At 44.6% G+C, this 16,146-nt stretch carries 13 protein-coding genes; 7 read left to right on the top strand and 6 right to left on the bottom strand.

The window, feature by feature from the left end; all coding sequences use genetic code 11:
- Position 1 precedes the first annotated feature (1 nt).
- Positions 2-1,804 (bottom strand): acyl-CoA dehydrogenase C-terminal domain-containing protein, encoded by a 1,803-nt coding sequence (locus AB9H30_RS09745; RefSeq protein ID WP_371194480.1) that lies wholly within the window; start codon positions 1,802-1,804, stop codon positions 2-4.
- A gap of 14 nt (positions 1,805-1,818) precedes the next feature.
- Positions 1,819-3,930 (bottom strand): 3-hydroxyacyl-CoA dehydrogenase NAD-binding domain-containing protein, encoded by a 2,112-nt coding sequence (locus tag AB9H30_RS09740; RefSeq protein WP_371194479.1) that lies wholly within the window; start codon positions 3,928-3,930, stop codon positions 1,819-1,821.
- Between the two features lie 222 nt (positions 3,931-4,152).
- On the opposite strand from AB9H30_RS09740, the gene AB9H30_RS09735 reads away from it, so the two are divergent.
- From AB9H30_RS09735 to AB9H30_RS09725, 3 genes are all read left to right on the top strand, one after another.
- The gene (locus tag AB9H30_RS09735) at positions 4,153-5,058 is read left to right on the top strand and encodes a haloalkane dehalogenase (protein WP_371194478.1); all 906 of its coding nucleotides are present in this window, start codon (positions 4,153-4,155) and stop codon (positions 5,056-5,058) included.
- 1 nt (position 5,059) lies between these two features.
- Positions 5,060-5,824 (top strand): SDR family NAD(P)-dependent oxidoreductase, encoded by a 765-nt coding sequence (locus tag AB9H30_RS09730; protein WP_371194477.1) that lies wholly within the window; start codon positions 5,060-5,062, stop codon positions 5,822-5,824.
- Between the two features lie 132 nt (positions 5,825-5,956).
- On the top strand, positions 5,957-6,349 hold the full coding sequence (locus tag AB9H30_RS09725) for a DUF3718 domain-containing protein (RefSeq protein ID WP_371194476.1): 393 nt from the start codon (positions 5,957-5,959) through the stop codon (positions 6,347-6,349).
- A 125-nt stretch (positions 6,350-6,474) separates the two neighbouring features.
- Here the strand turns inward: AB9H30_RS09725 and AB9H30_RS09720 are convergent, their stop codons facing one another.
- From AB9H30_RS09720 to AB9H30_RS09710, 3 genes are read right to left on the bottom strand one after another with little or no spacing between them, the layout of a single operon-like run.
- Positions 6,475-7,449 carry an NADPH:quinone oxidoreductase family protein gene (locus AB9H30_RS09720; protein WP_371194475.1) on the bottom strand — a complete coding sequence of 325 codons (975 nt, stop codon included), beginning with the start codon at positions 7,447-7,449 and terminating at the stop codon, positions 6,475-6,477.
- Between the two features lie 22 nt (positions 7,450-7,471).
- Positions 7,472-8,689, bottom strand: a complete 1,218-nt coding sequence (locus AB9H30_RS09715; RefSeq protein ID WP_371194474.1) for an acyl-CoA dehydrogenase family protein — start codon at positions 8,687-8,689, stop codon at positions 7,472-7,474.
- 16 nt (positions 8,690-8,705) lie between these two features.
- Positions 8,706-9,365, bottom strand: a complete 660-nt coding sequence (locus tag AB9H30_RS09710; protein ID WP_371194473.1) for a histidine phosphatase family protein — start codon at positions 9,363-9,365, stop codon at positions 8,706-8,708.
- Positions 9,366-9,545: 180 nt separating this feature from the next.
- Between AB9H30_RS09710 and hemN the strand changes: the two genes are divergently transcribed.
- The 3 genes from hemN to AB9H30_RS09695 all read left to right on the top strand — a co-directional run bounded on the left by hemN (position 9,546) and on the right by AB9H30_RS09695 (position 13,114).
- Positions 9,546-10,934 (top strand): oxygen-independent coproporphyrinogen III oxidase, encoded by a 1,389-nt coding sequence (hemN, locus tag AB9H30_RS09705; RefSeq protein ID WP_371194472.1) that lies wholly within the window; start codon positions 9,546-9,548, stop codon positions 10,932-10,934.
- 156 nt (positions 10,935-11,090) lie between these two features.
- Positions 11,091-12,323 carry a hypothetical protein gene (locus AB9H30_RS09700; protein ID WP_371194471.1) on the top strand — a complete coding sequence of 411 codons (1,233 nt, stop codon included), beginning with the start codon at positions 11,091-11,093 and terminating at the stop codon, positions 12,321-12,323.
- Positions 12,324-12,403: 80 nt separating this feature from the next.
- On the top strand, positions 12,404-13,114 hold the full coding sequence (locus tag AB9H30_RS09695; protein ID WP_371194470.1) for a transglutaminase family protein: 711 nt from the start codon (positions 12,404-12,406) through the stop codon (positions 13,112-13,114).
- Between the two features lie 101 nt (positions 13,115-13,215).
- Here the strand turns inward: AB9H30_RS09695 and AB9H30_RS09690 are convergent, their stop codons facing one another.
- The gene (locus tag AB9H30_RS09690) at positions 13,216-15,555 is read right to left on the bottom strand and encodes a zinc-dependent metalloprotease (protein ID WP_371194619.1); all 2,340 of its coding nucleotides are present in this window, start codon (positions 15,553-15,555) and stop codon (positions 13,216-13,218) included.
- A gap of 179 nt (positions 15,556-15,734) precedes the next feature.
- Here AB9H30_RS09690 and AB9H30_RS09685 point away from each other — a divergent pair, with 179 nt between their 5' ends.
- The gene (locus tag AB9H30_RS09685) at positions 15,735-16,145 is read left to right on the top strand and encodes a hypothetical protein (RefSeq protein WP_371194469.1); all 411 of its coding nucleotides are present in this window, start codon (positions 15,735-15,737) and stop codon (positions 16,143-16,145) included.
- Position 16,146 lies beyond the last annotated feature (1 nt).

Below are 16,146 nucleotides of genomic sequence, written 5' to 3'. Positions count from 1 at the left end.
CTTATTTGCCTGCTGAAAACAATGCTTCTTCCATTTGCATTAGGTTTTCGCTGCCAGAATTGATTGCTGAAACTAACGAGCGTGTGCGCGATAACATACGATCAAAGTAAAACTTGGCAGTCATCAACTTCGCGCGATAAAAATCGGTCTCACTGGTGCCTTCATCCAGCTTTTGTTGGGCAGTAACGGCCATTTGCAACCAGAAATACCCAACTGTGATATATCCTGCATACATCAAATAATCAACTGATGCAGCGCCTATTTCATCAGGGTTGGTTTTCGCTAACTGGGCGATATCCGTGCTAATTTGAATCCACTCATCTACATGAGAATCGATAGAGTTAGCCCACGCATTAAACTGCGATTGACCTCTTAAATCGGCACAATATGTCTTTATTTCAGTAGCAAATACTTTTAGCAATTCGCCATTTGAACCAATGATTTTACGCGCTAATAAATCGATAGCTTGGATACCTGTAGTACCCTCGTACATGGTGCAAATACGCGTATCGCGCGCAAGTTGCTCCATGCCCCACTCTTTGATGTAGCCATGTCCACCGTATATTTGCATTCCGTAACTGGTCGCTTCTTGGGCGGTTTCAGTTAAAAACGCTTTTACGATTGGCGTTAATAGCGCAAGTTTTGCTTCTGCCAGTTTTTTCGCTTCTTCATCTTCTGAATAAAGAGTGGTATCTACCATTTTCATGCAGTATACCGCCATCGCGCGTTTGCCCTCAGCCAGTGACTTTTGGGTCAGCAGCATACGACGCACATCAGGATGCACAATGATAGGGTCCGCTGGGCCTTCTGGGTTCTTTTTGCCGGTCATTGAACGGAATTGAAGACGGTCTTTTGCGTAGGCTAGCGCACCTTGATATGCCGCTTCAGTTGCCGACAAACCTTCCATACCTGTGCCTATGCGGGCAATGTTCATGAACGTAAACATACATGCCAAACCACGATTGGGTTCGCCTACTAAGAAACCATTTGCCTCATCAAAATTCATAACACAAGTAGCGCTGCCTTTAATGCCCATTTTGTGTTCAAGCGAGCCGCATTTTACTGTGTTTCGGTCACCAATATTACCTTGGCCATCAACGTTGAACTTAGGTACTAAGAATAGTGAAATACCTTTGGTTCCCGCGGGTGCATCAGGTAAACGAGCGAGCACTAAATGTATGATGTTGTCAGACATGTCATGCTCACCTGCAGAGATGAAAATCTTTGTTCCGCTAAGTTTGTATGAGCCATCCTCAGTAGGTTCAGCGCGACATTTAAGCATGCCTAAGTCTGATCCACAGTGTGGTTCAGTTAAGCACATGGTGCCTGTCCATGAACCTTCAATCAGCTTCGTAAGATAGATCTCTTGCTGCTCAGGTGTACCATTTGCTTTCAGAGTTTCCATGCAGCCTTGACTTAATCCCGGATACATCGCCCAAGAGTGATTAGCGCCTGAAAACCATTCTGCCATGGTGGTGGCAAGCGAGTAAGGTAAGCCTTGACCACCAAACTCAACTGGGTGTGCCATCGATGGCCAACCGCCGTCTACGTATTGACGATAAGCTTCTTTAAAGCCAGTTGGCGTGGTAACAACGCCGTCGTTAATTGTACAGCCTTCGTCATCGCCGACTTGATTGAGCGGAGCAAGCACGTTTTCAGCAAACTTAGCGGCCTCGCCATATATTGCTCTGATTAAGTCGTCGGTTGCATCTTCAAACCCAAGGTCTTGGTAATGCGCTTCCATATTTAATAGTTCTTGGGTGACAAATAATGTGTCGCGCTGTGTAGCTTTATAATTTTCCATCGTCGGTACTCGCTTTATTTATTCAATGAGGCAAATGTTTTATTTTGCTCAACTAATTCGATTAATAAATTTGAAGGGGTGAACCAATGCTTACCATATTCGCCTAGTGACGATTGATAATGGCGCATGCGCTCGAGGATGTGACTCAGACCGGTTTCATCTGCATACTGCATTGGACCGCCTCTGAAAACCGGGAAACCATAGCCATAGACGTAAATTACATCAATGTCGCTGGCACGCTGTGCAATCTTCTCTTGTAAAATATCCGCACCCTCATTAATAAGAGGATAGATGCAGCGTTCTAAAATTTCTTGGTCGCTTATTTGACGTTGCTCAATGCCAAGTTCTTTGGCTTTGCGCGCGGCTATTTCAATAACTTCTGGATCAGAGATGGGTTTGCGATCCCCTGGCTCATATAAATAAGCACCCTTGCCTACTTTTAAGCCGACTCTGCCCGCCTCGACCAAAACATCTGCGACGACGCAATAGCTAGGATCATGTTCAATAAAGGCTTTGCGCGACTGTCGCACGAAGTAACCGATATCAAGGCCTGCCATATCGCCCATAGTAAACGGACCCATAGGCATACCGAGCTGCATTATCACGCGGTCAACTTGCTCTGGTGTGGCGCCCTCTAGCATTAAACGATTTGCTTCGCGGCCATACACCTCAATCATTCGGTTACCAACAAAACCAAAACACACACCGACTAACACGCCGACTTTACGAATCGTCTTAGCCAGCTTCATACATGTTTTAATCACATCATCTGAAGTTTGCTCAGCACGCACAATTTCAAGCAACTTCATGACGTTTGCAGGGGAGAAGAAATGTAGACCAATAACATCGCTTGGACGTGAGGTGCATTCAGCAATTTCATTAATATCTAGGGTAGAGGTATTCGACGCTAAAATCGCGCCTGGTTTACAGACTTTGTCTAAGGCTGTAAACACTTCTTTTTTCACCGACATTTTTTCAAATACCGCTTCTATTACTAGGTCTACATCAGATAGATCTTGATAATCTGTTGCGCCCGTTAGCAAGGCCATGCGCTGCTCAACTTGTTCTTGTGTGAGCTTGCCTTTTTTCGCGGAGTTTTCATAGTTGCGACGAATTAATGCCAAGCCTTTATCAAGCGCTTCTTGCTTAATTTCTAACATTGTTACCGGAATCCCGGCATTCGCGAAATTCATAGCAATCCCGCCACCCATAGTACCCGCACCGATAATGGCGACTTTTTTGATATCACGAAGCTGGGCTTCTTTGTTTAAACCGGGTACATGTCCAGCTGCACGCTCAGCGAAGAAAAAATGCTGTTGAGCGCGCGCTTGAGGGGTCTTCATGCACTGCATGAACAAGTTAGCTTCTTCATCTAAGCCCTCTGCAAATGGCAACTGATAGGCAGCCTTTACTGCTTCAACACACATTGCGGGTGCAAAAAAGCCTTTTGTTTTTGCTTTGACTTGTTCAGCATAGCCTGCAAACAATGCAGGTGTGTCACCGTCAAAAGATAAGTTAACCGCTGACACAGGACGCGGGCCTTGCGCAATGGCTTTTTTGGTAAAAGCAAAAACCGCGTCATATAGCTCAGCCGCTGAACCCACTATTTCATCAAATACGCCGGGGAGCGCAGTAACTGGGGTTGGCGCGCCGCTTACGATCATATCTAACGCGGTTTTTGCATCCGCTAAGCGCGGCAGACGTTGAGTACCGCCAGCACCCGGTAAAATCCCTAAATGCACTTCAGGCAAGCCGACTTTATTACCGGCAAAGCTCAAACGATAGTGGCACGATAACGCTAACTCCAAACCACCGCCAAATGCACTGCCATTCACCGCAGCAATCACTGGCTTAACCGAACTTTCAATGTGGTTTAAAACTTGCGGCAAACCTGGCTCTAAGTTACCACCTGCAAATTCACTGATATCAGCACCGGCACTAAACAGAGCCAGCTCACTAGAAATTACAATCGCTGCAACATCTGGATTAGCAAGTGCTGCATCCATTGCCAGCATTAATCCTTGCCTTACGGCTCTAGACAATGCATTCACTGGTGCGTTATTTACTTTGATAAGCGCAACATCGCCTATCTGCTCAACCGCTACACATTTACTATCTATTTGCATGGATAAACCTTTTGCTAGTATGACTATTAACACTAGGTTAACGGAATCGCATATATCATCCCAATTTATTGATTTAATAATAATGAATAACAATTGATAATAAACTGGCTGTAAACGATGTTAAAACATAGCGTTAACTAATACTGCAATGTCAATCTAATGAATTGTTTGTTTTCTGCCTATCCCGATATACTGTAAAAAAAATGTTAATTAATCGTAAATATGAAGATACTCAAAACACCATTATCGCGATTTAAACAATTGCCAGGATACAGCTTTCAAGCACACTACATCGATGTAGGCGACACTGCACAAACATTGATGATGCACTATGTCGATTATGGCGCGACAGACGCCCCAATTATATTGATGCTGCATGGGCAGCCGTCATGGAGCTATCTGTATCGTAAAATGATTTGTGAAGCAGAAGCGAATGGATTTAGAGTGCTAGCGCCTGATTTAATCGGCTTTGGCAAGTCTGATAAATTTGATTCACAAGAACCATATACCTATGCAAACCATTTAACTTGGCTTGAACGTTTTTTCTTAGGCACCGGTATGAACAATGTCAACCTAATTTGTCAAGATTGGGGTGGACTATTGGGCTTGAGGTTAGTCGCAAAGTATCCTGATAAATTTGCAGCAGTCGTGGCAGCAAACACAATGTTGCCAACCGGTGATCAGCATCCTGGCGAAGATTTTTTAAAATGGCAGCGCTTTTCTCAAGAAGTGCCAGATTTTCCAGTTGGCAAAGTCATTCAACGAGCCACCGTAAACGAATTAATTCAAGAGGTGGAAGATGCTTATGATGCGCCCTTTCCAACTGAAGAGTATAAATGTGCGGTAAGAAAATTTCCGATGTTAGTGCCGATTTCACCCGATGATCCGGAGTCGGCGAATAATCGTCAGGCTTGGCAGTCTTTGGCTAAGTTCAACAAGCCTTTTTTAACGGCATTCAGTGACAGTGACCCAATTACTGCTGGTGGCGATAAAATAATGCAAAAATTGATTCCGGGCTGCTTTAACCAGCCCCATGTAACCCTCAAAGGCGGTGGTCACTTTCTTCAAGAAGATCTTGGCGACCAGCTAATCGAAACCGCAATATCACTTTTTAGAGGCAATATTTAATATGGATACACTACTCGATTTTTCAGACTCCGTGGGGATCATTACCGGCGCTGGCGGCGGTTTTGGCAGAGCGCTAGCCATTGCTTTAAATGCAAGGGGCGCAAAGCTTGTATTAACCGATATTAATCAGCAGGCACTTGATGAAACCGCTGCACTGTTGGCGCAAGCAGGCACTACCCAAACCTTGTGCGCTGATGTTTGCAAAGAATCCAGTGCCGAAGATTCAGTCGCTTTAGCCCTACAGCACTTTGCAAAACTTGATTTTGCGGTCAACAATGCGGGTATTGCCCACCGTCAAGGCGCAATGCACGAAATGACCGAAGAAATATACGATAGCCAATTTGCCGTTAATGTAAAAGGGGTCGGTTTTGGCATGAAGCACCAGGCAAAAGTGATGTTAAAGCAGGGCTCTGGACACATATTAAACATTAGCTCACTAGCTGGCTTAGGCGGCACTCCAAAAGGCGGCGCATACAGTGCTGCAAAGCATGCGGTAGTCGGCATGACGAAAACCGCCGCTGTAGAATATGGCCGCTATAATGTGAGAGCAAATGCTATTTGTCCATTTTTTAGTCCAACCGACATCATGAATATCGGCGGTTTGATGACAGACGAAGACAAGAAAAAATTGGGCATGGGCTCACCCATGAAGCGAATTAGCACCATTGATGAAATTGTTAACGTTATGGTACTCATACTCTCACCTGCGAATACCTATATGAATGGCCAAACTATCGCAATTGATGGTGGTGTCACTGCATGGTAAAAGCATGGTCTGAGTGCGATAACAGCTTAGAAGACGTATATAAGCTAATACCCAAGTATTGACGCTTGGTCTGTTAAGCAGGTCTTTGTGCTTTAACATAGATTCCGTAGTCACCCATACGGAGTAAACATCATGTTGAAAAAGATACTTATACCGTTACTTGTAATCGCGCCATTGACTGTGTCGACCTCTGCTAACGCAGAAATCGAAGCAGCTTTAGCCAACATTTGTGAAATCGTGAAAACCGATGACAAAGGCGAGTTACGGAAGAAAATGAAAAACGTTCATTCTAATTACCAGTTGCAGCTTCGCGACTATTACAGCGGCATATCATGTGGCGGCAACAGCTTAATCAAACTCGCAATTTTAAATAATTCGGTTGAAGCTGGAACCCTCTTGGTTAAAAAGATGCCAAAAAAGCTTTTAGCGGAACCCGAAAATGATGGCAAGACCTTGCAAGCGTGGATTAGCGAACAAGGACTTTCGGAAAATGCGGTAGCCAAAGAGCTTTTAGATAGGATTTAAGCACTTTTCACACTTGTTGATAAACAGTTCAACATGGTAGGCAAAGGCGACTTTGCCATTGGTGGCCCCTCTCCGGGGCCACTTTTTTAATGTGTGCTAGGATTTAAAAGAGTTTAGCAAGCGCACTAGGTCGTCAACACAACCTTTCCTTTTACCTGACGACTTGTCACTCTATCAATAGCGTCTACTGTATTTTGTAAGGCATAAGCTTGGTCCACATGTACCTTCACTTTGCCCTGGGTATACCAAGTAATTAACTCTTGCATATTAGCCACGAAATCTTTCGGTTGATGCGCCATAAACGAACCCCAAAATACGCCAACTACCGAATAGCCTTTGACCAGCGCTAAGTTGATAGGGAATTTGGGGATTTCGCCACCCGCAAAACCAATCACCAACAAACGACCCGCCCAGGCCATCAGGCGAGAGCATGTGTGGAAAGTATCTCCACCAACACACTCATAGACTACATCAACACCTTTGTTGTCGGTTGCGGCTTTCACCGCTTCTTTGAAGTCTTGCTTAGTATAGTTAATGGTGATGTCCGCACCATTTTGTTTTGCAATTTCGCACTTTTCATCAGTCGAACAGGCAGCAATGACGATTGCTCCCATTTGCTTACCAATTTGTACGGCCGCTAAGCCCGTACCACCGGCAGCCCCTGTTACCAATAGGGTCTCGCCCGCTTGGATTTGCGCTCTTTGTTTTAATGCATGGTGGGCGGTAGCATGTGCGGTAACCAATCCCGCCGCTTCCTCTAAGGGAATGCTATCGGGGATCGGCATCACTTGCGCTGCTGGAATAGCGACTTTTTCAGCATAACCGCCTAAACGACAAATACCTAAGACCCGCATACCTACTTTGAGATGCTTTACATCCGCACCCACTGCACTGACCGTCCCGGCAACTTCAGTGCCCGGAATAAACGGTAAGTCAGGTTTAAATTGATAGAGACCTTGCACTAACAAACTGTCGGGAAAATTCACGCCGGCGGCTGCCACATCAATAAGCACTTCAGAAGCACTTATTACAGGGTCAGCGACCTCTTCATATTTTAAGTCTGCAACTTGTGCAAACTCATGACAAACAATTGCTTTCATTTACGAATCCTTTATCAATGTTCTATTGCGCTTTTTTTGCTTGGATAAGATTACGGCCTAGCTGCATCATGTGCACTTGATCTGGACCATCGGCTAATCTGATCGTACGGGCGTATGCATACGTTGCAGACAATATCGAGTCTTGCGATGTACCCTCCGCGCCATGCAGCTGAATTGCTTCATCAATGACGTCACAAGCCATTTTAGGCGCAACAATTTTGATTGCAGCGATGATGTTTTTAGCGACTTTATTGCCGTATCTATCCATCTGGTCAGCTGCTTTCAATGTGAGCAAGCGCGCCTGCTCTATTTTGCAGTACATCTGCGCGATGCTTTCTCTGACGCTTTGCTGTTTAGATAAGGGCTGACCAAAGGCAATGCGTTGCTCAACACGCACACACGCTAAATCTAGTGCTCTTTGTGCACAGCCAATTAGGCGCATACAATGATGTATACGACCCGGACCAAGGCGTCCTTGGGCGATTTCAAACCCACGACCTTCGCCTAAAATTAAATTCTCTGCGGGTACACGCACGTTTTCAAACAATACTTCCGCATGTCCGATTGGCTCGTCTAAATAGCCCATCGCCGACATCGGTCTAACTACCGTGACACCTTTAGTATCCAAAGGAACAAGAATTTGTGACTGTTGCTCATGGCGAGCGGCCGAGGTATCTGTTTTGCCCATCACGATCAGTATTTTACAGTTCTCATTCATCGCGCCGCTGGTATACCATTTGCGACCGTTGATCACATATTCATCACCGTCTTTGCTGATCGATGTTTCAATATTGGTCGCATCAGATGAAGCGACTTCAGGCTCTGTCATCGCAAAACCTGAACGAATCTCTCCGGCTAGTAATGGCATTAACCACTGTTGCTTTTGTGCCTCACTACCATATTTTGCGAGCACTTCCATATTGCCCGTGTCAGGCGCGCTGCAGTTAAATATTTCACCGCTGAACATGACTTTGCCCATCTCTTCACATAAAGGCGCGTATTCAAGGTTGCTTAAACCGGCTCCTAAGGGGAGGTATTCACTGGGCAAAAACAAGTTCCATAAACCGGCCGCTTGCGCTTTGGCTTTTAGGTCTGCCATTAATTCTGGCGTGCGCCACATATTCGGGTTATGGGCTACCATGTCATGATATTGCTGCTCAACTGGATATACATTTTCATCCATAAAAGTGTTTAGGCGCTCAAGCAGGCCTAGGGTTTTTTCGCTGTAATCAAAATTCATGGGAATTGACCTTATATTAACTATACGTAATCAGATGCTGTCGCTCTGGGTGATCTAAATGGGGTACATTATTAAAACTGCTTAGCTGTGCACTGTTTTTATTAAAGAACACATGATGCACACTGGTATTCTTGATTTGTAAATTGAAGTCGATGGCTTTTTGAATTTGCAGACCTAGCATCTGCATAAAGCACACGGCGATTGCACCACCGGAGCTGACTACCAACACTTTTTTGTCGGATGATTTAAAAACGGCCTGAGCGGCATTGTGAACGCGGGTCTCAAAACCTTGCCAATCTTCATCGAGATCAGGCAGTTTTTCTTCAGACCATGCAAGCATGGCTAACTTGAGTACTCGATACCAATCACTGCGCGGAGCACCTTTTGCTGGCTGCTGTTCTGGATGAACCGATAAATAGGCGCTAACCACGGCATTAAAATCAAATTCATTCCACCCCGTGTCAATCTCTGCGCTGTCAAGAGAGCCGACAATACCTTGAGCCGTTTCTCTGTGACGCACCATGTCGCCGGTAATGGTTCGGTCAAAGACAATGCCGCGTGACGCAAAGTAATCGCCCAGGTGCTGGCTCTGCTGATGACCCAGCTCACTTAACTTGTCGTAATTTGCGCTGCCAAAAGACGCTTGCCCGTGCCTGACTAAAAAGAGTTCTGCCATATTGTACTATTTCGACTTATTGTTAAATTCAGGTTAATGGTTTTTAGTCACTAAGTGTAATTGATTGTGTTGATAATGAAGCATTCATCTTAAAAATACGAAAAGCTTAATCGAGATCAAAGTTATCTATTGGCGCATTCCATAGAATGCTTGCACATATTAAAGCTCAGAGTGTATAGCGTGCCAGATTCAATTAATCATTACTTTGACCAAAAGGTCATGCAAAAATACAATACTGCGGGACCAAGATATACCTCCTATCCTACTGCAATCGCATTTGAACCCCTAGAAAACTGCAGTCTTCTCAGCAATGCTCTATCGACACTTTCACGCACCACAGATGCCAATAAACTATCTCTTTACATGCACATTCCTTTTTGCCATTCGCTTTGCTATTACTGTGGCTGCAATAAAATTGTTACTCGTCACGCTCACAAAGCCGATATTTATTTAGATTATTTGATTAAAGAAATACAGCAACAAGCAAAACTAGCAAGCGGCTGCAGCGTTGACAGCCTTCATTTGGGCGGCGGCACGCCAAGTTTTTTGAATAAACAACAGTTAAGCAGACTGCTGCAAGCCACAAAAGATGTCTTTCATTTTAACGACAGTGTAGAAATGAGCATTGAGGTCGACCCAAGAGAAATTAAGCTAGATTACGCCGATGAATTAGCATCCTTAGGCTTTAGCCGCTTAAGCATTGGTGTTCAAGATATTGACAATAAAGTACAGCAGAGCATTAATCGTGTGCAAAGCACACAGTTTATTAGAGATTTAATTAGCCGCGCCCGAGCGGCAGGCTTTGCGTCAATTAATCTTGATTTGATTTACGGCTTGCCGCATCAAACTGAAGCCAGTTTTCAGAACACATTAGATGAAATGCAGTTAATGTCGCCCGACCGCATATCCTTATTTAGCTATGCGCACATGCCACAGTTATTCGCCGCACAACGTAAAATTAAAGATGACTACTTACCAAATGCTGAGGCTAAATTTGGCTTATTTAGACAGGCGATTAGCCAGCTAACGGAGCAAGGTTATGAGTTTATCGGTATGGACCATTTTGCCAAGCCTGAAGACGAACTGAGCAAGGCAAAAAATGCGCAACGTTTATTTAGAAACTTTCAAGGCTATACCACAAGCCAAGCAAATTGCACCTTAGGTCTTGGGGTATCTGCGATTAGCTGTATCAAAAACGTATATGTACAAAATCATAAAGATTTAAAAGACTACTACCGCGCGATCGATGCCGGCCAAAGCCCGAAAGTAAAAGGCATCGCACTCACCGCAGATGACGAAATACGCCGTGCATTGATCCACGGTTTAATGTGTAACTTTGGCATAAATAAAGACGCATTCGCCCATCAATATAACATCGACTTTGATGATTACTTTGCTAGCAGTCTTGCAAATCTGAAGCCTTTTATTGATGACAAGTTGGTCACCCACAGCGACACTGACATTCAAATTCATGCGAGAGGCCGACTGATCGTGCGCAACATATGCATGAGTTTCGATCAATATCTCGATAAGCCACTGCATCAGACTCGATATTCCAGGGTGATCTAAGGCTTTACAGAGCCGTTCGCTTAGGCCTGCTACACAGTGCTGTAAATATCTTTGCGCTAACGATTAGCATTTTATTTGAGCGGTTCTGCTGGAAAATTAAAAAAAAACGATTAACATGCTTCCAGCCATTTTTTAATTTTCAAGGAACGAATCCATATGCTTTACCGCCTATTTATTGCTGTATTAATGAGTTTTGCATTAGCGCTAAGTGCCAATGCTGTTGATTTTGTCAATCTAAAAGATTTTCCAGAGTGGTTTCAAGAGTCTATTGCTCGAGAAGTTAAGCTGGATAAAACTTCACAACTTAAGCTTGAGCAGTTTAATGTGGATGCAGAAGTCATCGGGGCTTATACGCTTGCTGATGATAGCGACGGCACTTGGTATTACACCATAGATATCGGTACGCCCGCTCCGGTAGAGTGTTATGTATTTAGCGAATTCGATGGGCCAGCCACGTCTTTATATTCCGTAATTGACTTTGGTTTATCTGGCGCGGCAAGTATATACGACAAAGCGCTCACCAGTAAAAATAACTACTATCTCAATACTGGCGTAATTGGTGACACCCCATTTTTGGCATTAGACACTCTATATAGCCTAGGCGAAGGCAGTGAGAAATTATCTGGCGTGCTCAAGGCTATGTCAGCAAAAACCGACCAAAGTCTGCAAATTTGTATGCATAACGAAATTGGCTATCGCGATAGCTTTAGACAAGTCTTCGAATCATTTGTCAAAGCCTTTACTGCAAACCAGCAAAACCCCGAGTTCTTCGAGTCTCTATTTAAAGTTAGCCTAAACGGTATTCCAATGGGATACATGCAAGAAAGCTACGCCAAAGATGCCGATGGGGATGTGTATATCGTCAACAATACTGCACTGCTGATACCTGTAGATGCTAGTTCGATTGCGCGCACCGACACCGTATCAACCTCTTGGGCAAGACCCGATGGTTCGCTCATTAATGGTTCCGAATATACCCTTGAAAACGGCGTTGTTACTTCTCAGTTTTCCATTTTACATGGCGATGAGGGATGGCAAGTTGAAGGGCAGATGCAAGGCAAGGCGATCAGCGCAAAACTTGATCATGATGGTTGGTTGCTTTCTGGTTTTGGTAGTTATCTTGAGCTTGAAATATTACGCAATGCTGAAGCCACCTCCGGTGAGTTTAACATGTGGGCCCCCAGTGCTGACCCAACATCAGCCTTGCCGGTAGTGCTTAGACAAATTGAAGGTGATGAAAACGCCAACTTTGAGGTGGATATGGGCGCACTTGTCATGAAGTTTCTTGCCGATGAAAAAGGCGTATTTCGTCAAGGCAGTTTGCAGCAGGGTCCAGTTTCTATGAACATGGAACTCATATACTCAAAAGGTGAACCCTCATTACCGTAAAACATATTACTTTAAAATACATAGGCTGCTGCTTAGCGTTAGTATTCAGCGCATATACTAGCGCGCAGTCTAGTCCTTCTATGGCGATGCTGGAAATCCAATTGGCGCCAGAGCAAAGCTTGCCCCTAGGGAGTAGGATCAGCTTTGAGCTGATTACCACCAATGCCGATGGTTTAGCGAAAAGCTTGCAGGATTGGCCCGACATAAAGGTCAGTAAACTCGACGATGCCACTTTACTGATTGAAATGATCGAACAAGCTCTTTATGCAGGCAATGTTAGCGCCAAGCATTCAAAAGATAGCTTTGTAATTGATATTAGCGAGCCAAGCATTAAAGCGTTTGTTGCGAATTTTTCTGGCAGCAGAACACAGAGCATAGATCTTAACGCCCTTGTTGCATATGTTAGCCAGCACATCGACAAGCCGTCATACGTCAATGGTTTTGACATTGCTTCAGTGGTGGCAACTAGTCGCAGTGGTGATTGTACTGAATACGCTGTTTTACTAACTGCGCTTGCACGTTCTCTTGGATTGCCGGCGAGAGTCATTATTGGCACCATTTTAGTTGAAGAGAAAGCACAGGTACTGGCCGTTGGCCATGCTTGGGTTGAGGTGTGGCAAGAAGATAAATGGCATATATTAGATGCTGCGATGTATCAGTCAGGAGCCAACAAGCACTTTTATTTGCCCGCTGCCGCGTTAGAAAAGGAAAGCCCGGGGTATGCGATGTCTCTAGCAAGCGCCACGGTGTTAATGCCCAGCAGCATAAGGGCCCTGCAAACTGCCAACTAAGCTTTGTTGAGGCTTAACAAACATCAATAATAAAAAGCACCTATTTTTAAAAGAGGTGCTTTTTTTGTGAATCTAAACTCTTGCTCTTGTCTTAACCGGCTTTAGATCGGAGAGCCTGGTGGCAAGGGAATTAATTTCATTCTCATAGGCCAAGTACCATGGTCCCAATAGTGTTGAAGGTGTTTCAGCAATACTTTCGATTCTGCACCGGCTCTTCGTTGCTTGGATAGCTGGTTTTGAAACTCCATCAGTTGGTTCTGTAGCGCCAATTTTACCTCTGGTGCAAGCAAATCTGAGCTCAAGGTATCGAAGACTACGCTCAGCGCTACGTAGCTAATGCGCGCCTCTAATGCATTGCTGCTGTCTACCTTGACCAAACGTTCAAATACACCGCTAGCAATCTCAGCAACAGAAGGAATATCGTTATTCATAGAGTGTTGATAAGCCACTCTGTTTAAACGCTGCGGGTTAAGCAAAATCGCCAGTGAGTATCCCGCAGCTGATTCGGCAGCAGTCACCGGATCAAATGCGATACCCATTCTTGAACCCATACTTTCGCGCGTACGACTGCTGCCGTATGCTTTTGGAGGTATCAACGACAAAAGTTCATTTGGCAGAGACAAGTAATCTGCACTTGCACTCAACAGCATTAGCTCCAGTGCTTTGCGCTGCACGCCCGCCTCAACCGCTGTGACTTTTTGTATGGGTGAAGATGATGATTTTACAGCGTAATCATACTCCACTCCTGAAATTTGCTTTACTAAGGCGTCTAGCTGATACCGGTGCGCATAGTAAATCGGCACTAAGCGCTCCTCTAGCTCAGAATAAGCGCTGCCATAAGGCAATGAGTTGACACCAAAGTTCTTGAGTGCGTGGGCTCTTACATCACTGATTCTGGTAAACTCATCAATAGGGTTAGCGCCGTTATCCCACAAATGTCCGTCTGCAGATGCACGCGATGGGGTGCGCGCATCAGGGTCGGATTTATATAAAAATCCATTTGCTTTAGCTTGTGCAACAAGTTCAAGCAGTGCAGCTTGCTCGTCTATGCCATCAGCAAAGTCTTTGTAACCATAGGTCACCACATATTTGTCCCAATCGCCAATACCTTTATCATATGCGTCTGACAAGTCTATTTGATCATTTTGTAGGGTCACCAGAGGGTGTGGGTAGTCCATCACCGAGGCACGATCGTTTTCACTTGCAGCAAAGTTATGCGCAATTCCGATGGTATGCCCGACTTCGTGCGCTGATAATTGACGGATGCGGTCCAGGGCAAGGTTTAGCTGGGCGCTGGTATCGGTTTCTTTATCGGTGAACGGGCTAGTTAAACCCAAGGCAATCAAATAATCCTGTCTCACTCGCAAAGAGCCCAGCGTCACATGTCCTTTAATGATCTCTCCGGTTCTTGGATCAATCACTGAACTGCCATAAGACCAGCCTCTCGTTGCTCTATGCACCCACTGAATCACGTTGTATCGGACATCCATTGGGTCAGCATCAGCAGGCAGCACTTTTACTTGAAATGCGTTTTTATACCCTGCTGCTTCAAAGGCCTGATCCCACCACTGAGCGCCCTCTTTTAGCGCGGTCATGACTGGCTCAGGAATACCTGGATCAAGATAATAAACGATAGGCTCAAGCGCTTCACTGATTAGTGCCTCAGGGTTAAGTTTGCTTAAACGGTGACGTGGAATGTATTTGATTTCCATGTCTGCCTCGATGGGCACGCTGTAATCACGATAGCTATGCTTCCAAAATCCTGAAAATGGATGAAATACACGCGGTTCATAATTATCGTCGGGCAACATAATAAACGAATGATGCAAATGCACAGTGACACTTTTCGCATCTGGCGTTACATCTTTGATGTACTGACCTTTTGGCGAGCCCGCAAAGGTCACTAACGCCTCTAACTCAGTATTCTCTGGAAATGCTTTAGAGCGAGGCAAATAAATTCCGCTGCGGCTTTTGTCTAGGGAGTAAGCACCCTGCCCGCTCGCTGATAAACGGTCGCTGATGCCATGAATATCCGACAATAGAAAGTCAGTATAATCAAAGGTCAGTGTGCTATCTGTCTCAGAGTCAATTATAAACCCAGCAATCACTGAGTCAGCGAAGGCTTCGTCAATACTGCGTCGCTCCGCATCATTAGTAGAGCTTGCTCGATACTCCGTGTTTACCTGCTGCAATAATATTTTATTACCAAAACGAACAAATTTGACTAGACGTGTATCTCCTAACTGCCCTCGATCTAAACCAATATCGTTTGAGCCAATGCCTCTTGGCAGGCTGCTTTGAAAGATAAGGTTTTGGTCCAACTGGGTTTTATCTAGCCTTATGAACATACTATCGGTGCTTGCATCATATACAAGGTCAACAAAGCCAGTCTGAGTTGCCCCATCGCTTTGACTATGCGCTTGCAACGAAAACAAGCACATGAAACCGATAAAAACGAAGCTTATATATTTAGGCGTGGTTATTTTATTCAACTTTTTCTCCCATTCATCACTAATACATTGATCTGAATCATCAAGCTACTAAGACTAAAGCGTTATATTAGACTAAGGTAATTGGTATCCAACAATTATAATACATTAAACAAAGGTGCCGCATAGGTATGATTTCAACGAGCCAAGCAAACAATTTGTCTCCCAGACACAAGGCAAGCGATCCCGTCTTTACCTTGGTGCTAGATGATCATACTGATGTGGGGATGTCAGATAAGCCGATTTTTGGCACCTCGGTAACCATCAGAGAAGACATCGAGTCATTGATTGGCTGCGTCTTACAGGCTGGCCTAATTGTCGGTTGGCTAAACTATATTGATGTCACCAAATTTGCATGCATTAGCGACGGTAAGCATTATCAAGAGGCTAGTAATTACTTTCACACTAAATCTAATCAACTAGTGCTCTCAAAACCTATTTTGTTGCACAAAGTCGATACTAGTATGAATCGCACTAAACAGTTATTTACCTTTTCTGCTTCGGTATCAAACGTTCATTCGATTAATGAGAAAAGCACTTAGC

It is taken from the genome of Glaciecola sp. SC05 (genome assembly GCF_041380235.1).
GTDB lineage: Bacteria > Pseudomonadota > Gammaproteobacteria > Enterobacterales > Alteromonadaceae > Glaciecola.
This window is presented reverse-complemented; position numbering and strand designations above follow the sequence as displayed.

What these genes read in the sequence shown, in the direction of transcription:
- AB9H30_RS09695 (WP_371194470.1), top strand. Translation starts at nt 12,404, where the DNA reads ATGGCGATGCTGGAAATCCAATTGGCGCCAGAGCAAAGCTTGCCCCTA.
- AB9H30_RS09740 (WP_371194479.1), bottom strand. Translation starts at nt 3,930, where the DNA reads ATGCAAATAGATAGTAAATGTGTAGCGGTTGAGCAGATAGGCGATGTT.
- AB9H30_RS09725 (WP_371194476.1), top strand. Translation starts at nt 5,957, where the DNA reads ATGTTGAAAAAGATACTTATACCGTTACTTGTAATCGCGCCATTGACT.
- AB9H30_RS09690 (WP_371194619.1), bottom strand. Translation starts at nt 15,555, where the DNA reads ATGTGCTTGTTTTCGTTGCAAGCGCATAGTCAAAGCGATGGGGCAACT.
- AB9H30_RS09730 (WP_371194477.1), top strand. Translation starts at nt 5,060, where the DNA reads ATGGATACACTACTCGATTTTTCAGACTCCGTGGGGATCATTACCGGC.
- AB9H30_RS09745 (WP_371194480.1), bottom strand. Translation starts at nt 1,804, where the DNA reads ATGGAAAATTATAAAGCTACACAGCGCGACACATTATTTGTCACCCAA.
- AB9H30_RS09700 (WP_371194471.1), top strand. Translation starts at nt 11,091, where the DNA reads ATGCTTTACCGCCTATTTATTGCTGTATTAATGAGTTTTGCATTAGCG.
- AB9H30_RS09735 (WP_371194478.1), top strand. Translation starts at nt 4,153, where the DNA reads ATGAAGATACTCAAAACACCATTATCGCGATTTAAACAATTGCCAGGA.
- AB9H30_RS09720 (WP_371194475.1), bottom strand. Translation starts at nt 7,449, where the DNA reads ATGAAAGCAATTGTTTGTCATGAGTTTGCACAAGTTGCAGACTTAAAA.
- AB9H30_RS09685 (WP_371194469.1), top strand. Translation starts at nt 15,735, where the DNA reads ATGATTTCAACGAGCCAAGCAAACAATTTGTCTCCCAGACACAAGGCA.
- AB9H30_RS09710 (WP_371194473.1), bottom strand. Translation starts at nt 9,365, where the DNA reads ATGGCAGAACTCTTTTTAGTCAGGCACGGGCAAGCGTCTTTTGGCAGC.
- AB9H30_RS09715 (WP_371194474.1), bottom strand. Translation starts at nt 8,689, where the DNA reads ATGAATTTTGATTACAGCGAAAAAACCCTAGGCCTGCTTGAGCGCCTA.